A 21,004-nucleotide genomic window follows, 5' to 3' on the forward strand; every position below is an offset into this window, starting at 1 on the left:
GTTTGTCTGGGAGTCACCGTCATGATCCGAATCACGCGACAAACCGACTACGGCATCCTGATCCTGTCCCAGCTCGCGAGCGAGCCCCAGGAGGCGATCCACGCGGCGAAGGACGTCGCCAAGCGCTCGGGGATCCCCGTTCCGATGGCGAGCAAGATCCTGAAGGCGCTCGCGCGCGCCGGGCTGCTCGTCTCGCACCGCGGGGTCAAAGGGGGCTACAGCCTCTCCGGCCCGGCGAGCCGGATCAGCATCGCGGACATCATCCAGGCGCTCGAGGGCCGATTCGGGATCACCGAGTGCTCCTTCAATCCCGGCGGCTGCGAGCAGGAATCTTGCTGCCCGGTGAGAACGAACTGGCAGCGCATCAGCGAAGCCGTGCGCCACGCACTCGATCGCATCCCGCTCTCGGAGATGTCGGTGCCGCACTCGCCCCAGCTCGACGTCACGCTCCGGACGATCTCGATGGAGGCGCCGAGAACCTTATGAAGACCGAATCGTCGTCCGTCGAGGCCCTCGCCAAGCGCGAGTACAAGTACGGGTTCATCACCGAGATCGAGTCGGACGCGGTACCCCCGGGGCTCGACGAGGACGTCATCCGCACGATCTCCACGAAGAAGGGCGAGCCGCAGTTCATGCTCGCCTGGCGCCTCGCGGCGTACCGGCACTGGGTCACGATGAAGGAGCCGACCTGGGCGAACGTTCACTACCCGCCGATCGACTACCAGGACATCGTCTACTACTCCGCGCCGAAGTCGCAGACGGGCCCGAAGAGCGTCGAGGAGATCGATCCGCAGCTCCTCGCCACGTACGAGAAGCTCGGCATCCCCCTAAAGGAGCGAGCTCTGCTCGCCGGTGTCGCGGTCGATGCGGTTTTCGACAGCGTCTCGGTGGCGACGACGTTCCGCGAGAAGCTCGCCTCGCTCGGCATCATCTTCTGCTCGTTCTCGGAGGCGGTCCGCGAACATCCGGCTCTCGTCGAGAAGTATCTCGGCTCGGTCGTTCCGGTCACCGACAACTTCTTCGCCACGTTGAATTCTGCGGTCTTCTCCGACGGGTCCTTCTGCTACGTGCCCAAGGGCGTGCGCTGCCCGATGGAGCTCTCGACCTACTTCCGCATCAACGCCGCCAAGACCGGCCAGTTCGAGCGGACGCTCATCATCGCGGACGAGGGCGCCACGGTGAGCTACCTCGAAGGCTGCACGGCGCCGATGCGGGACGAGAACCAGCTCCACGCGGCGGTCGTCGAGCTCGTCGCGCTCGAGAACGCGACGATCAAGTACTCGACGGTGCAGAACTGGTATCCGGGGGACAAGGACGGCAAGGGAGGGATCTTCAACTTCGTGACCAAGCGCGGCAAGTGCGCGGGCGCGCGGTCGAAGATCTCCTGGACGCAGGTCGAGACCGGCTCCTCGATCACCTGGAAGTATCCGAGCTGCATCCTCCAGGGCGACGAGTCGGTCGGCGAGTTCTACTCGGTCGCGCTGACGAACAACCGCCAGCAGGCCGACACCGGCACGAAGATGATCCACATCGGCAAGCGCACGAAGTCGACGATCGTGTCGAAGGGGATCTCGGCGGGGCACGGGCAGAACACCTACCGCGGCGCGGTCAAGATCCTCAAGGGGGCGGAAGGCGCGCGCAACTACTCGCAGTGCGACTCGATGCTCCTGGGCGACACGTGCGGGGCGCACACCTTCCCGTACATCGACGTCGCCAACGCGACGGCGACGGTCGAGCACGAGGCATCGACCTCCAAGATCGGCGAGGACCAGATCTTCTACTTCCAGCAGCGCGGCATCTCGAAGGAAGACGCCGTGAACATGATCGTGAACGGCTTCTGCAAGGAGGTCTTCCGTGAGCTCCCGATGGAGTTCGCGGTCGAGGCGCAGAAGCTTCTCGGGGTGAGTCTCGAAGGGAGCGTCGGTTGAGCATGCTGAAGATCGAGAATCTGCACGCGTCGGTCGGCGGAGCCGAAATCCTGAAGGGCGTCGACCTCGACGTTCGCGCGGGAGAGGTCCACGCGATCATGGGCCCGAACGGCTCCGGGAAGAGCACGCTCGCCCAGGTGCTTGCCGGTCGCGAGGCTTACTCCGTCACCGCGGGCGGCGTCACCTTCCTCGGTCAGGACCTCCTGGCGCTGCAGCCGGAGGACCGCGCGCGCGCCGGCATCTTCCTCGCCTTCCAGTATCCGGTCGAGATCCCCGGCGTGAGCAACGTCTACTTCCTCAAGGCGGCGCTCAACTCGGTGCGCAAGCAACGCGGCGAGCCGGAGCTCGACGCGATCGATTTCCTCGCCTACGTCCGCGCGAAGCTCAAGGTCGTCGACATGGACGAGAGCTTCCTCCAGCGCTCGGTGAACGAAGGGTTCTCGGGCGGCGAGAAGAAGCGGAACGAGATCTTCCAGATGGCGGTGCTCGATCCCAAGCTCGCGATCCTCGACGAGACCGACTCGGGCCTCGACATCGACGCGCTGAAGATCGTCGCCGCCGGCGTCAACGCGATGCGCTCGCCGGATCGCGGCATCGTCGTCGTCACGCACTACCAGCGCCTGCTCGACTACATCGTCCCCGACCGCGTCCACGTCCTGGCCGAGGGCCGGATCGTGCGCTCGGGCGACAAGACCCTCGCCCTCGACCTCGAAAAGAAGGGCTACGGGTGGCTCGAGGAGGGGGTCTCTCGATGAGCCTGAGGGCCGACGCGCGGGCGCGGTTCGAGACGCTCGGCATCCCGAAGCCGACCGAGGAGGACTGGCGGCAGACGAACGTGCAGCCGGTGGCGCCGTTCGCGACCGCCGTCGCACCGGCGGTCCGGCTCGACGCCGCGACCCTCGAGGCGGCCTCGCCTCTTGCGAGCCTCCTTCCCGTCCGCGTCGTCCTGGTGAACGGGCGCTTCGACCGCTCGCTCTCGCGTCTTACGCGTCTCCAGTCGAACGTGCGCGTCGAGAGCATGACGGATCACGATCGCCTCGCGAGCGCCGCGGCGTTCGACGATCGCGCCTTCGTGGCCCTCAACACCGCGCTCTTTCAAGACGGCGTCCTCATCTCCATTCCCGACGGCGTGGAACTGAAGGAGCCGGTGCACGTCCTCCATGTCGCGGTTCCCTCGGACGAGCCGCGATCGATCCATCCGCGCGTCCTCGTCGTCGCCGGCGCCGGTGGGCGCGGCGTCGTCGTCGAGACTTACGTCACCGTGGGGAACGGCCCCTACCTCACGAACGCGGTCACCGAGATCCTCGTGGCCGACGACGCGCACGTCGAGCACGTCAAGGTGCAGTCGGAGGGCGAGGGCGCATGGCACGTGGCGACCATCGCCGGCCGTCAGGGACGCGATGCCCGGCTCCACTCGCACAACGTCACGCTGGGCGCGAAGCTCGCGAGGAACGACATCGGGTCGCGCCTCCTCGGCCAGGGTGCCGAGTGCCACCTCTACGGCCTGTACGTCGCCGACGGCACGCAGCACGTCGACAATCACACCGCGCTCGACCACGCGGTCCCCCACTGCCCGAGCTGGGAGATGTACAAGGGCGTCCTCGCGGGGTCGGCCCGCGCGGTCTTCAACGGCCGGATCATCGTCCGCCCCAACGCTCAGAAAACCGACGCGAAGCAGTCGAACAAGAACCTCCTCCTTTCCGACGCGGCGGTGGTCCACACCCGGCCGCAGCTCGAGATCTTCGCGAACGACGTGAAGTGCACGCACGGCGCGACGATCGGCCGCCTCGACGAGACCTCGCTCTTCTACCTGCGGACCCGCGGGATCGGCGCCGACGAGGCGCGCGACATGCTCGTCCACGCGTTCGCCGGCGACGTGCTGCAGAAGATCCCGGTTCCCGCCCTCGCCGAACGCCTCTCCGCCGGGCTCGCGGAGCGCCTCGGAGGCCGGCCGTGAGCCGAGCACCCGTCACCGCGTTCGACCTCGCGCGGGTCCGCAAGGATTTCCCGATCCTCGAGCGCACGATGCGCGGACGGCCGCTCGTCTACCTCGACAACGCGAACTCGACGCAGAAGCCGCGCACGGTGATCGAGACGGAGGCGCGCTTCTACACTGAACAGTACGCCAACATCCATCGCGGGGTGTACCTCCTGAGCCAGGAAGCGACCGCGGCGTACGACCGCGCGCGCGAGCGCGTCGCGCGCTTCGTCAATGCGAGGAGCACGCGCGAGATCGTCTTCGTCCGCGGCACGACCGAGGCGATCAACCTCGTCGCGTCGAGCTGGGGTCGGAAGAACCTGAAGTCCGGCGACGAGGTCCTGATCTCGGAGATGGAGCACCACTCGGGGATCGTTCCGTGGCAGCTCGCGTGCGAGGCCGCGGGGGCGAAGCTCCGCGTCATCCCCGTGACCGACGCCGGCGAGCTGGACCTCGAAGCGGCCGAGAGGCTCTTCACTCCGAAGACGAAGATCCTCTCGCTCATCCACATCTCGAACGCGCTCGGTACCGTCAATCCGGTCGCCGCCCTGGTCGCGATGGCGAAGCGTCGCGATGTGCCGGTGCTGCTCGACGGCGCGCAGACGATCTCGCACAAGGCGGTCGACGTCCAGGCGCTCGGCTGCGACTTCTACTGCTTCTCCGGCCACAAGCTGTTCGGCCCGACCGGAATCGGCGTCCTCTGGGCGAGAGAAGATCTCCTCGACGCCATGCCGCCGTACCACGGCGGCGGCAACATGATCCACCAGGTCACCTTCGAGAAGACCACCTACGCCCCGCTCCCGTTCAAGTTCGAGGCCGGCACGACGAACATCGCCGGCACGATCGGCCTCGCCGCCGCGATCGACTACGTCGATGCGATCGGCTACGACGCGATCGGGAGCCACGAGCATCGCCTCCTCGAGCGCCTCCTCGCGGGACTGAAACGGATTCCGCAGGTTCGCGTGCTCGGCGCGCCGAAAGAACGGATCGGCGTCGTCTCGCTCGTGCTCGACGGCGTGCACCCGCACGACGCCGGCACCGTGCTCGACCTCGAAGGCATCGCCATCCGCGCCGGCCACCACTGCGTGCAGCCGCTCATGGCGCGCTTCGGTGTCCCCGCCTCGATCCGCGTCTCGCTCGCCTTCTACAACACCGAAGCGGAGGTCGACGCGTTCCTCGCCGGCCTCGCGAAGTGCGCCGAGGTCTTCAAGGGATGAGCGAGCTGCGCGACCTCTACCAGGAGCTGATCCTCGACCACAGCAAGACGCCGAGGAACTTCAAGGTCCCCGTCGAGGTCACGCACGAGGCGCACGGCCGCAACCCGCTCTGCGGCGACACCTTCACGATCTTCGTCGACGTCGAGAACGGTACGATCAAGGACATCGGCTTCCAGGGCCACGGCTGCGCGATCTCGACCGCGTCGGCGTCGATGATGACCGAGAGCCTCAAAGGGAAATCGCTCGAGGACGGGAAGAACCTCTTCGAGTGGTTCCACCGCCTGCTGACCACGCCCCCGGACATCGGCACGCCTTCGGGCCCACTCGGCAAGCTCGCGGTCTTCTCCGGCGTGCGTGAGTTCCCCGTGCGCGTGAAGTGCGCGACCCTTGCCTGGCACACGCTCAAGGCCGCCCTCGACCGCGACGCCAAGGCCGTGACGACGGAGTGAGCATGAGCGCCGACCCCAAGACGATCGAAGCCGGAGTCGTCGAAGCGCTCAAGACCGTCTACGACCCCGAGATCCCCGTCGACATCTACGAGCTCGGTCTCGTCTACGGCATCGACGTCACGCCCGAAGGCGAGGTCACCGTCCGCATGACGCTCACCTCCCCCTCCTGCCCCGCCGCCGAGATGATCCCTCCCGAGGTCGAGCAGAAGGTCGCGGCCGTCGACGGCGTGACCCGCGCGCGCGCCGAGATCGTGTGGGAGCCGATCTGGAACAAGGACATGATGAGCGAGAGCGCGAAGCTCCGGCTGGGCTTCTTCTAGCAACGCACTACAATCCCCCGCCCATGCCCTCGACCGACAAGAAGGTTCTCGGCGACGACGTACGCCTCGGCCGCCTCCTGATGGACGACATGAGGCGCGGCAAGCTCGGGCAGGCGTACAAGCGCGACCTCGCCGACATCTACCGGTTCTATCTCACCGAGGAGCAGCGCGAGCAACTCGTCGGGATGGGGAGCCTGAAGCGTTTCTTCTGGGTCGTCCGTTGGCTCATCCGCAATTTGCTCTTCCGACTGTCCCCGAGCCGGCGCCTCCTCCTGCTGCTCGTGCCGTTCCTCCTGATTCTCGATAATGAGTTCCAGTGGGGGAAGGTCCACGTCTCCGTTCGCTTGGCCGCGTGGTCGTTCCTGCCGGTCCTCATCGTGCTCATGCTCGAGCTGAAGGACAAGCTGCTCGCGCGCGACGAGATCGAGGTCGCGCGGCAAGTGCAGATCTCGCTCCTGCCGAAGACGCATCCCACGCTCGCGGGATGGGAGGTCTGGAGCGCGACGACGCCCGCGAACGACGTCGGAGGGGATCTCATCGATTACCTCGAGGCCGGCGGCGGGCGTACGGGGCTCGCGCTCGGAGACGTTGCGGGCAAGGGCATGGGCGCGGCGCTCCTGTGCGCGAAGCTCCAGGCGACGCTGCGCGCGCTGGCACCCGAGGCGCCCGAGCTCGCGGCGCTCGGCGATCGCTTGAACGGCGTTCTCGAGCGGTCGGGGCTCGACAACCGTTACGCGACGCTCTTCTACTGCGAGATCGCACCGGGCGATCCGGAGATCCGGTATCTGAACGCGGGACACAATCCCGCGTTCGTTCTCCGGAACGGCGGGATCGAGACGCTCGCGGCATCGTCGCTCCCGCTGGGGATGCTCCCGGGCGTGACGTACGCTCAGGGGCGTGAGGCATTGGCGCCTGGCGAGGCGATCGTCCTCTACTCGGACGGCATCACCGAGGCGACGAACGTCGCCGGCGAGGAATACGGACCGGAGCGATTGCGCCGCGTGCTCCTCTCCTCGGGTGCCGGCTCGGCCGAAGCGATGGCGCGCCGCGTGCTCGACGACGTCGGCGCGTTCCTCCATGGAGAGAAGCCGCACGACGACCAGTCGCTCATGGTCCTGAGACGAACGGGTTGATCGACCGGAGCGCGTTCGCGGCGATCGTACGCGAGGCCGGGGCGACCGTGCGCGCCGCGTTCGGCGGACCGCTCGCGAGCGCGTGCAAGAGCGACGGCTCCCCGGTCACCGAGGTCGACCGCTCGGTCGACGCGTTTCTCCACGAGAAGCTCTCGGGTTTGCTCCCGGACGCCGGATGGCTCTCCGAGGAGACAGCCGACGATGCGCGGCGCCTCTCGCTCCCGACCTGCTGGATCGTCGATCCGATCGATGGCACGAGTCAGCTCCTTCGCGGTATCCCCGAGCTCTCGATCTCCGTCGCCCTCGTCCGCGACGGCGAGCCGGTGGCGGCGGCGGTGCTGAACCCGATGAGCGGCGAGGAAGGGATCTGGACCGAGGGCGAGCCGCCGGCGTTTCGCGGCCTCACGCCGTCTTCCGCCGGAGACTCGCTCGACGCCATCGAGGCGATCGTCAGCCGCACCGAGTCGGAGTCGGGCGAGCTCGCCCGGGTTCGCGGCGTCGTGCGCTCGTTCCGCCCGGTGGGAAGCGTCGCGTACAAGCTGCTGCGGGTCGCGGCACGTGCCGACGCCGTGACGTTCTCGCTGCGTCCCAAGTCCGAGTGGGACGTCTGCGCGGGCATCGCGCTCGTCGAAGCGGCGGGCGGTGTCTACGTCCGGCTCGACGACCGTCCCGTGCGATTCAACCAGGCGGTTCCCGTGATTCCCTCCGGAGCCGTCGCGGGGCCGGCCGGCCTGGCGGAGGCGCTCGCCGATCGTCTGAGGCGGCGCTAGCCGGAACGAAACGCGGCGCGCACCTCGTCCTTCCGCCAGAACCGCAGGAACCAGAGGACGGCGCCGACCTGGGCGACGAAGAGAAGCAAGGCGAGCGCCGCGACGGCGGCGCGGGCGGCGACGCCTCCTCCCGTGAGCACGACCAGCGGTGCGAGCGAAGGCTTCGCGATCGCCACGAGCATCGCGATCGAGCCCCACGCGAGCGCCGTGATCGCACGATGGGCGAAGGGAGCGCGCCGGTAGACGGCGACAGCGGCGACGATCGCGGCGGCGCCGAACGCGAGGTTGACCCCGGCGCTCCAGCCGGAACCGCCGGCGAGCGCCTCACGCAGCGGCCGTGTCGGATCGTCCCCGGTGTCGAGGGAGCCGGCGAGCTTGTCGAGGAGAATCGGGACGATCGCCTGGAACGCGCCCAGAGCCACGCTGACGACGCCGAGAATGAGGACGGTCGAAGCGGCGGCGTCGATCCGTCCCGCCGGGCCGTCTTTCATGACGCCGGAGTGTAGCGCACCGCGTTAGACTCGCGCCCTCTGGCGGGGGGGCCTCATGATCTCGAAGCGGTCAGGGATACGCGCGGGGATTCTCGTGCTGGGCGCCGTCGTCGCCGCGGGCTGGCTCACGGCGCGGGCGGCACGGCCGAGGATCTACGCGATCACCGGGGCGACGGTCGTCACCGCGCCGGGGCAGAAAATCGAGTCGGGAACCGTCGTGATCCGCGACGGGCTCATCGATGCGGTGGGGCACGACCTCGCGGCGCCTGCCGACGCGGTCGTGATCGACGGCAAGGGCAAATTCGTGTACGCCGGCTTCATCGACGCGGGCGGCTGGACGCCGGGCGCCGACGCGCCGGCCGCCGCCCCCGCGGAGCGCGGCCGGGCGAGGACCGCCCGCGAGCCCGAGACCGGGCCCGTCTACCCGGTCGCGGCCATCCGGCCCGAGCGCCGGATCGCCGACACGCTCCCCACGTTCGAGGGCGACCGCAAGCGCGACGCCGACTCGTGGCGGCGTCTCGGCTTCACCGCGCTCCTCGCCGCTCCCGGAAAGGGGATCTTCCGCGGGACGAGCGCGCTCGTGCTCCTTCGCGACGAGGCGCCGGTCGCCGATCTCATCGTGCGCGACGGCGTGGCCCAGCACCTCGCGTTCGAGACTGGCGGTTTCGGCGACACGTACCCGAACAGCCTGATGGGCGCGGCCGCGGCGGTGCGCCAGGCGCTCCTCGATACGCAGCGCTACGTGACGTGGAGCGAGCGGTACGAGAAGAACCCCGCCGGGATGCCCCGCCCCGAGCGGCTGCCCGCGCTCGAGGCGCTCCGGCCGCTCCTCTCCCGCCATCAGCCGGTCTTCTTCGAGGCGGCCTCGGCCGACGACATCCTGCTCGCCGATCGTATCGCGCGCGAGTTCGATCTCGACCTCGTCGCCGTCGCATCCGGGACCGAGGCGGAGATCGCGGATCAGGTGGCGAAGACGGGGCGGGTGCTGGTCTATCCCCTGCGGTTTCCCGACAAGCCGAAGGTCGACGATCCCGACGACGCGCTCGACGTCACGCTCAAGCAGCTCGAGCGCTACGTGAAGGCAGGAGCGGCGCCGAAGACGCTCGCGGACGCCGGCATCAAGCTCGCCTTCTCGGCGCACGGCTTGAAGAACAATGCCGACTTCGCTGCGAACTTGCGGAAGGTGCTCGACGCGGGATTCCCGGAGGACGCCGCGCTCGCGGCGCTGACCGTGACGCCGGCGAAGCTCCTCGGCGTCGATCGGACGATGGGCACGATCGAGGCGGGCAAGGTGGCCGATCTCATTCTGACCGACGGTCCGGTCTTCAAGAAGGACTCGAAGGTGCGCCGGGTCTTCGTCGACGGGTACGACTACGCGATCGACGAGAAGGCGAAGCCCAAGGGAGATCCGAACGCCGTCGTCGATCCCCGGGGCACGTGGTCGGTCGTCATCGAGATCGGAAGCAACCCGTTGCAGAGGACCTGGACGATCGCCGGCGAGAAGGGGCATTACACGGGGACCGCCGAGACGCGCGCGGGGGTCGTGACGTTCGACAAGGTCGAGCTCGCGGGCAATGCGCTCACCGTCACGTTCCCGGCGTCGGAAGGCCGCGGGGCCAACGAGGTCACGGTGATCGTGAACGGCGACGCCTTCGAGGGCACGATGGAGATGGGTCCACGATCGGCGCAGCTCAAGGGGACACGAACGCACGGGCCCGAGGGAGGTGCGTCATGATTCCGGCTCTTCTCGCCGCCGCTGTCCTCGTCCGCGACGCGACGATCTGGACGCAAGGTCCTCAGGGCAAGCTCGAGCACGCCGACCTTCTCGTCCAGGACGGGAAGGTCGTGAAGGTCGGGGCGGGACTCACCGCACCCTCCGGGGCCGTCGTCGTCGACGGCAAGGGCAAGCACGTCACGCCGGGCCTCATCGACTGCCACAGCCACACGGCGATCCGCGGCGGGGTCAACGAAGGGTCGAACAACGTGACCGCGGAGGTCCGCATCGACGACGTCCTCGATCCGCGCGACGTCGCGCTCTACCGCGAGCTGGCCGGCGGGCTCACGGCGGCGCACAGCCTCCACGGCTCGGCGAACTCGATCGGCGGCCAGGACGCGATCATCAAGCTCCACTACAACTCGAGCCGCGATCGCCTCCTCGTGCCCGGCGCCCCGAAGGGGATCAAGTTCGCCCTCGGCGAGAACCCCAAGCAGTCGAACTTCCGCGACAGCGCGCGTCCCGTGCGCTACCCCCAGACGCGCATGGGCGTCATGGACTCGATCGCGGCGGCGTTCACCGCCGCGCGCCACTACCGCGAGGAATGGCAGGCCTACGACAAGCTCGCAGCCAAGGACAAGGAGCGCCGCGAGCCGCCGCGCCGCGACCTCCAGCTCGAGGCGATCGCGGAGATCCTGGACGGCAAGCGGAAGATCCACAGCCACTGCTATCGCCAGGACGAGATCCTCGCCCTGATCAGGACCTGCGAGGCGTTCGGGGTGAAGGTCGGCACCTTCCAGCACGTCCTCGAAGGGTACAAGGTGGCCGACGAGATCGCGGCGCACGGCGCCGGCGGGTCGACGTTCTCGGACTGGTGGGCGTACAAGCTCGAGGCGTGGGACGCCATCCCGTACAACGGCGCGCTCATGCGGGAGCACGGCATCGTCGTCTCGTTCAACTCGGACTCCGACGAGCTGGCGCGGCGCCTCAACCTCGAGGCCGCGAAGGCGATGAAGTACGGCGGCGTTCCCGAGATCGACGCGCTCGACTTCGTGACCCTGAACCCCGCGAAGCAGCTCGGCATCGACGACCGGACGGGGTCGCTCGAACCGGGGAAGGACGGCGACTTCGTCGTCTGGTCGGGCCCTCCCCTCTCGGTCTATTCGGTCGCCGAGCAGACGTGGGTCGACGGCGTCAAGGAGTTCGATCGCGCGCAGGACCTCGTCGATCGCGAGGCGCGCGAGAAGCGGCGCGCCGACGCGATCGCGACGATCCGCGGGAACGCGTCGCCGGCCGCCGCGAAGGAGACGGCGGCCGAACCGCCGAAGCAAGTCCCGGCCGCTGTGCCGCCGGCGTGGAAGGACCGCCTCGGGCCCACGACGTCCACGGTGTCGATCGTCCACGCGACGATCCACACCGTCTCCGGCCCGACGATCGAGGACGGCACCGTCTCGTTCCGCGCGGGCAAGATCGTCGAGGTCGGCGCCAAGCTTGCGCCGCTCGCCGGTGCCAGGGTCGTCGATGCGACCGGACGCCACGTCTACCCCGGCTTCATCGACGCGAACACCGCCCTCGGTCTCACCGAGATCGGCTCGGTCGCCGGCAGCGTCGACATCGCGGAGACCGGAAGCTTGAATCCGCAGGCGAACACGGCGATCGCCGTCAATCCCGATTCCGAGCTGATCCCGGTCACGCGCGTGAACGGCGTCACTCACGTCCTCGCCGCTCCCGACGGAGGGCTCGTCTCAGGCACCTCCGCCCTCATCCGCCTCTCCGGCTGGACCTGGGAAGACCTCCAGGCCGCGTCCCCCGTCGCGCTCCACATTCAGTGGCCCTCGTTCACGCCCCGGCGCGAGCGGTTCGGCGGCACGCCGCCGCCCTCGGAGGAAGACCAGAAGAAGGAGCGCGACGAGGCGATCAAGAAGATCCACGGGCTGTTCGACGACGCGCGCGCTTACGCGAAGGCGAAGGACGCGAAGGGGGCCGGCGGCCGCGCGCTCGAGCCCGATCCCGCCCTCGAGGCGGTGCTTCCGGTCCTCGACGGGCGGGCGCCGGTCATCGTGCAGGCGAGCGAGATCCGTCAGATCAAGAGCGCGATCGCGTGGGCCGAGTCCGAGGGCGTCCGCATGATTCTCCTCGGAGCCGGCGACGTCGCGCGCGTCGCGACGCTCCTGCACGACAAGCACGTGCCGGTCATCGTCGACGGCGTGCTCGCGCTGCCGCGACGAGAGGATGAGCCCTACGACGCCGCCTACACCGTTCCGGCGCGGCTCGCGGCCGCGGGCGTCGAGTTCTGCATCACCGGCGGCGGAGGCGGCTTCGGCGCCTGGAACACGCGCAACCTGCCGTACCACGCCGCGATGGCGGCGGCGTTCGGCCTCGCGAAGGACGACGCGCTGAAGGCGATCACGCTCTCACCGGCAAAGATCCTCGGCGTGGACCACGCGCTCGGATCGATCGAGACCGGCAAGTCGGCGTCCCTCGTCGTCACCGACGGAGATCCGCTCGAGATCGCGACGCACGTGCTGCAGGAGTGGATCGACGGACAGCCGGTCGACGTGAAGGACACCAAGCACGTCCGGCTGTACGAGAAGTACCGCTCGCGGCCCGCGGTCACTGCCCGGGCGGGATCGTGAACTTCGCCTCGCCGTAACCGATCGGCTGGCCCTGGGGCGACCGCGCCTCGACCGACCACGTGTAGGTGCCGGGGTTCAGGTTCGACACCTCCGTGTCCGACGGTTGGAGAAAGGTGTCGTGGACGGGGCGGATGAACTCGTCCTCGTCGCCGTCGCCCTTGACCCACACGATGTAGGAGTCCGCACCCTCCACCCGCGCCCAACGGAAAACGACGTTGCGATCGACGGCGCCCCGCGGGCCGCTCAGCGTCATCGCCTCCGGAGCGCCGGGCCCGCGGTGGGCGATCGCCTGGCGCGAGTCCCAGAACGTGATCAGGAACGCCGCCGCCGCGAGGAGGACGAGGGAGAGCGCCGCCGCCCCCCACAGCCAGCCGGAGTTCAGCGTGCGCTTCTCGAGCTCCCGGATCTCCGACTCGAGGACTTCTTCGGGGGTCTCGTGCGACCCCAGAGGAGTTTCGGCCATCTCGGCCTCCTTTCTGCCGGCGCTGTTCCGAGGGTGCGCCCGCGGCCGCCCGGAGGTCAAGGGTTCCTTGCTACCCTAACCGCATGATCAACATCCGGGATCTTTCGGTCCGTTGCGGGCGGTGCCTCAACTACATGACCCTGGCCTCCTATGCACCGCGGGACGGCTGGAACGCCTATACCTACGAATGCGAGACGGCGGGCTGCGACGCCGCGGTGAACCGGACGATCGTCGAGGTCCCCATCGCGGAGGACGAGTTCGCCCAGAAGCACCCGGCCTGCGGCGGCGGCTGCAGCGTGCGCTGACGCCGCTCACCCTCCGGGCGGTACCGCTCACCCGGAAGAGGCGGCCGTCCGTCGGCCCGGGCGCAACGTTTCGCCCCTTCCCACGTTTCTCAGTGCGAGGAGGGACGCCATGAACAAGATCTCGGCCATCGTGGCGATCGCGGGGGCGGTCGCGTGGGGGGCGCAGGTGAGGGCCGCGGACCGCTGGATCCACGTGCGGGTCGACGAGCGGGACGAAGGTCACGCCCACGTCGACGTGCAGGTGCCGATCGAGATGGTCTCCGGGCTCATGCCCCTGATCAAGAACCGGCACGGCTCCGGACACATCCGCCTCGACGGTCACGGGACCGACCTTCAGGAGATGCGCGGCTACTGGGCCGCTGTGCGCGCGGCGAAGGACGGCGAGTACGTCACCGTCCACGACGACGACGCGAACGTCCGGGTCGCGAAGAACGGCGGGCTCCTCCTCGTCAACGTCGACGAGCACGACGGCGGTCACGTCCGGATGAAGGTTCCGGTCGCGATCGTCGACGCCGCTCTCGGCGGCGGACGGGACGACGTCGACGTTGATGCGCTCGTCCGGGCGCTCGCGAGCGCGCCGGCGGGCGACCTGGTCACGGTCGAGGACGAGGACAGCCACGTCCGCATCTGGATCGACGACGCGCCGTCGGCGCCCTCCGGAGACGCGCGATGAGCCGGGGAGAGCGCCTCGCCTTTGCGATCGTGCTTGCGCTCGGCGTGCTCCTCACCGGCACCGCCGGGGCGACCGCCTACGCGTGGCACCGCTCGGGCAGCGTGCGCGTCGCGGTCCACGAGACGGAAGACGACGGGACCGATCTCGCTTTCACCCTGCCCGGCATCCTCGTCAACACGGCGATCGAGCTGTGTCCCCTCCCCCACGATTTCGAGCTCGATCCCCAGCTCGCCGGGCTCCTCCCGGCGCTCCACGCGACCGTGGATCGTCTCGCCGATCTCCCCGACGCCGTCCTCGTCGACGTGCAGGACGACGCGGAGCACGTGCGGATCGCGAAGTCGGGCCGCGAGCTCGTCATCTCGGTCCACTCACGCGACGGACGGTTCGAGGTCGCGCTGCCGGTCGAGTCGCTCCGCCGGATCGTCAGCCGGCTGGAGTCCCGCTCTCCGCGCGGAGGAACCGCCGCCTAGCGAACGCTGACGGGCACGTCGACGGTCTCGTCCCCGACGTCGATGTGCACCGTCGTCTTCGCGGGACCGGCGTGCCCCGAAGCCTTCCAGTCGACGAGAAGCCGGAAGGCGCGCTCGCCCGGGTGCTCGATCTTAGGGACGAACGCCGGGTCGTCCGAGCGGACGCGCACCGCCGCCGGGTCGAGATCGTCGCGGACGGACCCTACGATCGCACCGGTGGCGGTCCCAGGAGCGTCCGGCACCGGTTGGAGCACGAGCGACTCGGGGTTCAGATCGGCCGGCGCACGAACGTGGACGGTGATCGGAATCGTGTAGACCGGCTCGCGCGCGAGGCCGGTCTTGAACGTGACCTTCTGCTGGGAAAAGCCGAGCGGAGGCTTCTTCGTCTGGATCGACACGATGTAGTCGCCGGGGTGCGCCGCCGGGAGCCAATCGGCGGGCGGCTCCGCCTGCGTGACCTTCCTCGCCGAGACGGCGAGCCACGGGACGCTCGCGGAAAGCGCCGTGAGCGCGAAGACGCCGGACTCGGTATCGTCCTTGCGGAGCAGGACGTACGCGGGCTTCCCGTATCCGTTCATCCGCGGGCCGATCGTGAGGGACGGCGTCGGGTAGATCTCCAGGCTGCCGACGACGTTCGCCCGCACCGTGAGCATGATCGGGCCCTGCGCGGCGTCGTCGTGATGGACGGTGATCTCCTTCCCGATCGGCCCCTTGTAGTCGACGGTGTGCACCTCGGCCTTCAGCTTCCCGGTCGCGCCGGGGGCGACTTCGGCATCGAAGGTGGCGACGGTGCACCCGCAGGCCGGCTTCGCCGCGGTGATGTGGAGCGGGGCGGTGCCCGTGTTGCGATACGTGAAGACGGCGACGGCGTCGGTTCCGCGGATCACGTCGCCGGCGTTGACGTCCGTGACGTCGAACGCGATGTGAGGCGCGACGTCGTCCGCCCGCGGTGCTCCCGCGAGGAGAACGATGGCTGCTACCGCGAGCGCGGCCCGCATCCCGAGGCTCAGGGAGCCGCCGGCGACGGAAGCCCGGCGACGGGCGTGGCGACCCGGACCGGGACCTCCGTGGTTTCCCCCTCTGCGTTGATGTGGAGCTTCGTCTCGAGCGCCGGCTTCTTCCCGTGCTTCGTCCAGTCGACGACGACGCGGAAGGCGCGCTCTCCGGGGTTCTCGATACGCGCCACGAACGCCTTGTCGTCGGAGGTCACGGCGACCTTCTTCGTGTCGAGGTCGTCACGGATCGAGGCGAGGACCTGCCCCGTCGCGCTGTCCGGGCTCTCGGCCTTCGGCTGAAGCACGAGCTCCGCCGGCTGGACGACGATCGGCGCGCGCACGCTGACGACGACGGGGATCGAGAAGGTCGCCTCGCGCGCGAGCCCCGTCTTGAACGAGATCGTCTGAGACGACCCGCCGACGGGAGGATGCTCGGCCTGGACCGAGAGGACGTAATCGCCCGCCGCGGTCGCCGGGAGCCCCTCGATCGCCGGCTCGGGGCTCGTCACCTTCCGCGCCGACACGTTGATCCAGGGCACACTGGCCTTGAGGTCGTCGAGCACCAGATCGCCCTTCTCCGAATCGTCCTTGCGGATGAGGAGAAACGCGGGGGTCTTCATTCCCTTCATGCGCGGCGCGATCGTCAGGCTCGGATACGGGAAGACGGTCACGCTGCCGACGATGTTCGCCTTCACCGACAGCATGATCGAGCCTTGCGTGCCGTCGTCATGGTTGACGGTGATCCCCTTCTGGATCGCGCCGTGATAGCTCGTCGTATGAATGCTGGCCTTGATGGTTCCTGCCTGCCCGGGCAGGACGACCTCGTCGAACGAGGCCACGGTGCAGCCTCAGCCAGGTTTTGCCGACAGGATGTGGAGCGGTGCCGTTCCCGCGTTGTGATAGGTGAACGTCGCGACCGCGTCGTCGCCCCGCACGACGTCGCCGAGGTCGAGCTCGGTCTTGTCGAAGGCGATCTTCGGCTGCGGGCCCGTGGTCGTCGAAGGGTTCGGGCCCTCCGCCGGCTTCGGCGCCTCCGGTGCCGGCGCTGCCGCCAAGGCGGCGCCCGCCAGAACGATTCCGCACACCCATGCCATTGACCTGATCCGACCGAGCTCCATTCCCACCTCGCGAGGCGAAGGATACGCTCTGAAGGGACGATCGACCATCCGGCCGAAGGAAACGCCGCTAGAGTCGCCGCTTTAGACCTTGTCCGCGCGGACGACGAGCACGGGGATGCTCACGCGGTGCCGGACGGGCGTCACCGTCGAGCCGAAGAGGATGTCGCCGAGCGGGCCGTGCCCGTGCGCCCCCATCACGAGGAGATCGATCTTCTCCCGCTCGACGAGGGCGACGAGCTCTTCCACCGGCGAGCCGTAGAGCAGGACCGCCTCGGCCCGGACACCCGCCTTCGCGGCGTCGTCCCTCAGGCGGTTCAAGTAGGCGCGATCGTCGCGGGTCTCGAGGTTGTCCGCGGCGCCTCCGAAGTACCGGGCGCCGAACCCTTCGGCGACGTGGACGATGAGCGCCTGCGCCCCGTACGAGCGCGCGAGCGAGATGCCGTGCGTCAGCACCGCCGGATCGCCCGCGTCGGCGGCGAGCGCGATCGCGATCCGCCGGTAGCCGTGGTCGTCCGGCACGGGCGACGTCCAGGGAACGGCCTCCTCGAGCGTCGCTCGCGGCCGGGCGCGCGGGGCGACGAGGACGTAGGCGAGGAGCCCGACGATCCCCAAGACGGACGCGACGAGAAGGGCCTTCACGATCCACGGCGTGGCGCCGGTCAGCGTGACCCCGAGCTCTCCCGCGACGAGCCACCCGTTGAGACCGACGATGACGGCGGCGGACAGCCACGCGAGCGCCTTCACCGTGCGGCCCGAGGCGAACGAGCCCATCCACGCCCGATCGCCGGTGAACTGCACGAGCGGGACGACGGCGAACGGGAGCTGCAGGGACAGGATGACCTGCGAGAGGATCAGGAGCCTGTAGGTGCCCTGGTCGCCGTATACCGCGACGACGACGACGGCGGGGACGATGGCGACCGCGCGCGTGACGAGGCGCCGGAGCCACGGACGCATGCGGAACTGGAGGAACCCCTCCATGACGACCTGGCCCGCGAGCGTCCCCGTGATCGTGGAGCTCTGTCCCGCGCACAGGAGCGCGATCGCGAACGCGACGCTCGCGAGGCTCGTTCCGAGGAGCGGTGCCAGAAGGCCATGCGCCTGCTGGATCTCGGTCACCACGATCCCGTTCCGGTGGAAGGTCGCCGCCGAGAGGACGAGGATCGCTGCGTTGACGAAGAACGCCCCGTTGAGCGCGACCGCCGAGTCGATGAGATTGAAGCGCGTCGCGAGGCGCGCCCCGCTCGGCGTCCGCGGTACCTCTCGCGTCTGAACGAGCGCCGAGTGGAGGTAGAGGTTGTGCGGCATGACGGTCGCGCCGAGGATTCCGATCGCCACGTAGAGCGCTTCCTTCGAGCCGAGGCTCGGGAGGAAACCGTGGACGAGCGGCGTCCACTCGGGCTTCGCGAGGACGACCTCGAGCACGTAGCAGGCGCCGATCGTGAGGATCAACGTGAAGATGAGCCCTTCCATCTTCCGGATCCCCGCACGCTGGACGGCGAGGAGGATGAACACGTCGAGCGCGGTCACGATGACGCCGGTGGTCAGCGAGACACCGAAAAGAAGATTGAGTCCGATCGCCGTGCCGAGCACCTCCGCGAGATCGCACGCGGCGATCGCGACCTCGCAGAGGATCCACAGAGCGAGCGAGACCGGCCGGGGGTACGCGTCGCGGCACGCCTGGGCCAGGTCGCGTCCGGTCACGATCCCGAGCCGAGCCGAAAGGGTCTGAAGCAGCACCGCCATCAGGTTCGACATGAGGAGGACCCACAGCAGCCGGTAGCCGAAGCGGGAGCCGCCCTCGATGTCGGTCGCCCAGTTCCCCGGGTCCATGTAGCCGACGCTGATCATGTAGGCGGGACCGGCGAAGGCGAACAGGCGGCGCCAGAACGACGGGGCGCCCGGGATCGCCACGGAGCGGTGGACCTCGGGAAGGGAGCCGGCCGGTTGAGAGTCCATTTTTGAGTAATCAAAAATATGATCGTGATGGACCGAAAAATCAAGGCTGAACTATGCTTCGCCCGATGCCGACCAGTACCGTCGAGGATTACCTCAAGAGGATCTACCTCGAGGAGCAGGCGGCTCCGGCCGCCCGAATCCCCACGGGGCAGATCGCGCAAGCCCTCGGCGTGACCCCGGGGACCGCCACCGCCATGATCAAAACCCTCGCCGAGTCCGGGCTCGTGGATTACGAGGCCTACTCGGGGGTCCGGCTCATGGAGGCGGGGCGGCACCTGGCGGCGCATGTCGTGAGACGGCACCGCCTCGTCGAAGCGTTCCTCGTCGAGGTCATGGGCATGAACTGGAGCGAAGTCCACGCCGAGGCCGAGATCCTCGAGCATGCCGTCTCCGACCGCCTCATCGATCGCATCGACGAGATGCTCGGCCGACCCGCGTTCGACCCCCACGGCGACCCGATCCCGACCGCGGGAGGTGAGCTCGCGCCGCCCGGCGCGCACGAGAGCTTGATCGCCTGCCCGATCGACGCCGACCGCGTGGTCGCGCGCGTGACCGACCAGCGGACCGACTTCCTGCGTCTCGTCGAGGCCGAGGGGCTCATGCCGGGACGCCGCGTCTCCGTGAAGGCGAGGGACCCGCTCATGGATACCGTCGAGGTCTGGACCGAAGGCGGCCGCTCGGTACGCCTCGGGTTCCGGGCCGCCTCCCGTGTCCTCGTGCTCCCGTGGCCCAAGTCCGCATGAGGTGACCCATGAGCTCGTGGTGGTTTCCCCTCCTCGGCGTCGTCATCGGGCTCGCCGCCAGCTTCACTGGCCTCGGCGGCGGCTTCCTCGTCGTGCCGATGCTCGTCCTCCTCGGGTTCACGCCGCAGCGCGCCGTCGGAACGTCGTTCGCGGCGATCGTGCTCATCAGCGTCGCGTCGCTCTTCGGCCACGCTCGTCTGGGCGACGTCGACTGGCGCGCAGGGGCACTCATCGGACTCGGCGGGATCGCCGGCGCGCAGATCGGCCCGCGACTCCTCCAGCACGTTCCGCAGGCGACCTTTCAGAAGATCTTCGCTCTGATTCTGGTCGGGCTCGCGATCTGGATGTTCCGCCGCTGAAAAAAGAGGGGACAGCTTCCTAGTAACCGGGCGCCGCGCCCGGCAGCGCGCTCGTGACCGCCATGGCGATCGCGAGCGCGACGAGCGCCGCGGTCGTCGTCCAGGTCACGACGTCCTGCACCGGGCCGTTCACGAACTCGCCCATGAGGCTCCTCCGGCGGATGAGGAGCGCCATGAAGACGAGGACGACCGGCAGCAGGAGGCCGTTCAGGATCTGCGAGATCAGGATGATCGGGAGGAGCGGCACGCGCGGGATCAGGATCATCCCCGCGGAGGCGGCGATGATCCCCGTGTAGAGCCAGTAGAACTCGGGGGCTTCCTTGAAGCGCCGGTTGACACCGGCTTCGAGCCCCAGCCCTTCGCAGACCGAGTACGCCGTCGACAGCGGCAGGATGCACGCGGCGAACAGCGACGCGACCGCGAGGCCGAAGGCGAAGAGGAGCTTCGCCGCGGCGCCCGCGAGCGGGGCCAAGGCCTCCGCCGCCTCGGCTCCGGATGCGATCTGGAAGATCCCGGCCCGATGAAGAGTCGCCGCGCACGCGACCACGATGAAGAAGGCGACGACGACCGCGACGATCGATCCCAGGACGACGTCGAGCCGGACGCCCTTGTAGTCGGAGATCCTCGACTCCTTCTCGACGATCGACGACTGCAGATAGAACTGCATCCACGGCGCGATCGTGGTCCCGATGATGCCGACGACCATCGAGACGCCGCCCAGGTCCCACGGGATCGAAGGCGTGATCGTCCCGCGGATCGCCTCCGACCAGTCGGGCTTGGCGAGCACCGCGGAGATCGGGTAGGCGAAGTAGACGAGACAAGCGACGAGGAAGACCTTCTCGGCGGTCTTGTACGTGCCGAACACGATGAGGTACCAGATGAAGAACGCCCCGAGCGGAACGGCGACGTAGCGGCTGACGCCGACGACCTCGAGCGCGGAGGCCAGACCCGCGAAGTCGGCGGCGGCATTCCCGAGGTTCGTGAAGAGGACCGCCATCATGAGCAAGAACGTGATGCGGAGACCGAACTCCTCGCGGATGAGGTCGGCGAGGCCTTTCCCGGTGACGGTGCCCATGCGCGCGCACATCTCCTGCACGACGATGAGCGCGAGCGTCACCGGCAGGAGGATCCAGAGGAGCCGGTAACCGTAGCGGGCGCCGCAGAGCGAGTACGTGTAGATGCCGCCCGCGTCGTTGTCGACATTCGACGTGATCATCCCGGGCCCGAACACGGCGATGATTGCGGCCAGGCGCGCGCCCGCGCCCGTCAACGCCCTCCGGAGCACC

23 protein-coding genes are annotated in these 21,004 nt (G+C 68.9%); 16 read left to right on the forward strand and 7 right to left on the reverse strand.

Annotated features, from left to right (window positions below; translation table 11 throughout):
• The first annotated feature begins 21 nt into the window (after positions 1 to 21).
• The 9 genes from VFV19_13265 to VFV19_13305 are packed head-to-tail and all read left to right on the forward strand — an operon-like array spanning position 22 to position 7,795.
• Positions 22 to 486, forward strand: coding sequence for an SUF system Fe-S cluster assembly regulator (locus VFV19_13265; GenBank protein ID HEX4825269.1), 465 nt, complete (start codon positions 22 to 24; stop codon positions 484 to 486).
• Complete coding sequence (sufB, locus tag VFV19_13270; GenBank protein HEX4825270.1) at positions 483 to 1,928, forward strand: Fe-S cluster assembly protein SufB; 1,446 nt, start codon at positions 483 to 485, stop codon at positions 1,926 to 1,928. The genes VFV19_13265 and sufB overlap by 4 nt, the downstream gene beginning before the upstream one ends.
• Before the next feature lie 2 nt (positions 1,929 to 1,930).
• Complete coding sequence (sufC, locus tag VFV19_13275) at positions 1,931 to 2,683, forward strand: Fe-S cluster assembly ATPase SufC (GenBank protein ID HEX4825271.1); 753 nt, start codon at positions 1,931 to 1,933, stop codon at positions 2,681 to 2,683.
• The gene (sufD, locus tag VFV19_13280) at positions 2,680 to 3,885 is read left to right on the forward strand and encodes a Fe-S cluster assembly protein SufD (GenBank protein HEX4825272.1); all 1,206 of its coding nucleotides are present in this window, start codon (positions 2,680 to 2,682) and stop codon (positions 3,883 to 3,885) included. The genes sufC and sufD overlap by 4 nt, the downstream gene beginning before the upstream one ends.
• Positions 3,882 to 5,123 (forward strand): cysteine desulfurase, encoded by a 1,242-nt coding sequence (locus VFV19_13285; GenBank protein ID HEX4825273.1) that lies wholly within the window; start codon positions 3,882 to 3,884, stop codon positions 5,121 to 5,123. Before sufD ends, VFV19_13285 begins: the two co-directional genes overlap by 4 nt.
• The gene (locus VFV19_13290; protein HEX4825274.1) at positions 5,120 to 5,572 is read left to right on the forward strand and encodes an SUF system NifU family Fe-S cluster assembly protein; all 453 of its coding nucleotides are present in this window, start codon (positions 5,120 to 5,122) and stop codon (positions 5,570 to 5,572) included. Before VFV19_13285 ends, VFV19_13290 begins: the two co-directional genes overlap by 4 nt.
• Positions 5,573 to 5,574: 2 nt before the next feature.
• Positions 5,575 to 5,892, forward strand: a complete 318-nt coding sequence (locus VFV19_13295; protein ID HEX4825275.1) for an iron-sulfur cluster assembly protein — start codon at positions 5,575 to 5,577, stop codon at positions 5,890 to 5,892.
• Between the two features lie 23 nt (positions 5,893 to 5,915).
• Positions 5,916 to 7,025: a PP2C family protein-serine/threonine phosphatase gene (locus VFV19_13300; GenBank protein HEX4825276.1), complete on the forward strand. Its 1,110-nt coding sequence runs from the start codon at positions 5,916 to 5,918 to the stop codon at positions 7,023 to 7,025.
• Entirely contained in the window at positions 7,022 to 7,795 is a 774-nt protein-coding gene (locus tag VFV19_13305; GenBank protein ID HEX4825277.1) for a 3'(2'),5'-bisphosphate nucleotidase CysQ, read from the forward strand. Before VFV19_13300 ends, VFV19_13305 begins: the two co-directional genes overlap by 4 nt.
• On the opposite strand, the gene VFV19_13310 is transcribed toward VFV19_13305, so the two are convergent.
• Complete coding sequence (locus VFV19_13310) at positions 7,792 to 8,286, reverse strand: hypothetical protein (GenBank protein HEX4825278.1); 495 nt, start codon at positions 8,284 to 8,286, stop codon at positions 7,792 to 7,794. The two genes, VFV19_13305 and VFV19_13310, sit on opposite strands and share 4 nt — an antisense overlap.
• Before the next feature lie 55 nt (positions 8,287 to 8,341).
• Here VFV19_13310 and VFV19_13315 point away from each other — a divergent pair, with 55 nt between their 5' ends.
• Together VFV19_13315 and VFV19_13320 are read left to right on the forward strand one after the other, a co-directional pair.
• The gene (locus VFV19_13315) at positions 8,342 to 10,021 is read left to right on the forward strand and encodes an amidohydrolase family protein (protein HEX4825279.1); all 1,680 of its coding nucleotides are present in this window, start codon (positions 8,342 to 8,344) and stop codon (positions 10,019 to 10,021) included.
• The gene (locus tag VFV19_13320) at positions 10,018 to 12,636 is read left to right on the forward strand and encodes an amidohydrolase family protein (protein HEX4825280.1); all 2,619 of its coding nucleotides are present in this window, start codon (positions 10,018 to 10,020) and stop codon (positions 12,634 to 12,636) included. The genes VFV19_13315 and VFV19_13320 overlap by 4 nt, the downstream gene beginning before the upstream one ends.
• Here the strand turns inward: VFV19_13320 and VFV19_13325 are convergent.
• Positions 12,614 to 13,099 carry a hypothetical protein gene (locus VFV19_13325; GenBank protein ID HEX4825281.1) on the reverse strand — a complete coding sequence of 162 codons (486 nt, stop codon included), beginning with the start codon at positions 13,097 to 13,099 and terminating at the stop codon, positions 12,614 to 12,616. The genes VFV19_13320 and VFV19_13325 overlap by 23 nt on opposite strands.
• A gap of 83 nt (positions 13,100 to 13,182) precedes the next feature.
• On the opposite strand from VFV19_13325, the gene VFV19_13330 reads away from it, so the two are divergent.
• The 3 genes from VFV19_13330 (at position 13,183) to VFV19_13340 (ending at position 14,547) form a co-directional block, all read left to right on the forward strand.
• The gene (locus VFV19_13330; protein ID HEX4825282.1) at positions 13,183 to 13,404 is read left to right on the forward strand and encodes a hypothetical protein; all 222 of its coding nucleotides are present in this window, start codon (positions 13,183 to 13,185) and stop codon (positions 13,402 to 13,404) included.
• A 109-nt stretch (positions 13,405 to 13,513) separates the two neighbouring features.
• Positions 13,514 to 14,077, forward strand: a complete 564-nt coding sequence (locus VFV19_13335; GenBank protein HEX4825283.1) for a hypothetical protein — start codon at positions 13,514 to 13,516, stop codon at positions 14,075 to 14,077.
• On the forward strand, positions 14,074 to 14,547 hold the full coding sequence (locus tag VFV19_13340; GenBank protein HEX4825284.1) for a hypothetical protein: 474 nt from the start codon (positions 14,074 to 14,076) through the stop codon (positions 14,545 to 14,547). Before VFV19_13335 ends, VFV19_13340 begins: the two co-directional genes overlap by 4 nt.
• Here the strand turns inward: VFV19_13340 and VFV19_13345 are convergent.
• The 4 genes from VFV19_13345 to VFV19_13360 form a co-directional block, all read right to left on the reverse strand.
• Complete coding sequence (locus tag VFV19_13345; GenBank protein HEX4825285.1) at positions 14,544 to 15,545, reverse strand: DUF1573 domain-containing protein; 1,002 nt, start codon at positions 15,543 to 15,545, stop codon at positions 14,544 to 14,546. The genes VFV19_13340 and VFV19_13345 overlap by 4 nt on opposite strands.
• A gap of 8 nt (positions 15,546 to 15,553) precedes the next feature.
• A complete protein-coding gene (locus tag VFV19_13350) occupies positions 15,554 to 16,381 on the reverse strand; it encodes a hypothetical protein (protein HEX4825286.1) in 828 nt (275 codons plus the stop codon).
• A gap of 9 nt (positions 16,382 to 16,390) precedes the next feature.
• Positions 16,391 to 16,636: a hypothetical protein gene (locus VFV19_13355; GenBank protein HEX4825287.1), complete on the reverse strand. Its 246-nt coding sequence runs from the start codon at positions 16,634 to 16,636 to the stop codon at positions 16,391 to 16,393.
• Positions 16,637 to 16,741: 105 nt separating this feature from the next.
• Positions 16,742 to 18,616 (reverse strand): Nramp family divalent metal transporter, encoded by a 1,875-nt coding sequence (locus VFV19_13360; protein ID HEX4825288.1) that lies wholly within the window; start codon positions 18,614 to 18,616, stop codon positions 16,742 to 16,744.
• Positions 18,617 to 18,681: 65 nt separating this feature from the next.
• On the opposite strand from VFV19_13360, the gene VFV19_13365 reads away from it, so the two are divergent.
• On the forward strand, positions 18,682 to 19,359 hold the full coding sequence (locus tag VFV19_13365) for a metal-dependent transcriptional regulator (protein HEX4825289.1): 678 nt from the start codon (positions 18,682 to 18,684) through the stop codon (positions 19,357 to 19,359).
• A gap of 8 nt (positions 19,360 to 19,367) precedes the next feature.
• Positions 19,368 to 19,718, forward strand: coding sequence for a sulfite exporter TauE/SafE family protein (locus VFV19_13370; GenBank protein ID HEX4825290.1), 351 nt, complete (start codon positions 19,368 to 19,370; stop codon positions 19,716 to 19,718).
• A 19-nt stretch (positions 19,719 to 19,737) separates the two neighbouring features.
• Here the strand turns inward: VFV19_13370 and VFV19_13375 are convergent, their stop codons facing one another.
• A complete protein-coding gene (locus tag VFV19_13375; protein HEX4825291.1) occupies positions 19,738 to 21,003 on the reverse strand; it encodes an Nramp family divalent metal transporter in 1,266 nt (421 codons plus the stop codon).
• Position 21,004 lies beyond the last annotated feature (1 nt).

This window comes from Candidatus Polarisedimenticolaceae bacterium (assembly GCA_036275915.1).
Lineage (GTDB): Bacteria > Acidobacteriota > Polarisedimenticolia > Polarisedimenticolales > DASRJG01 > DASRJG01.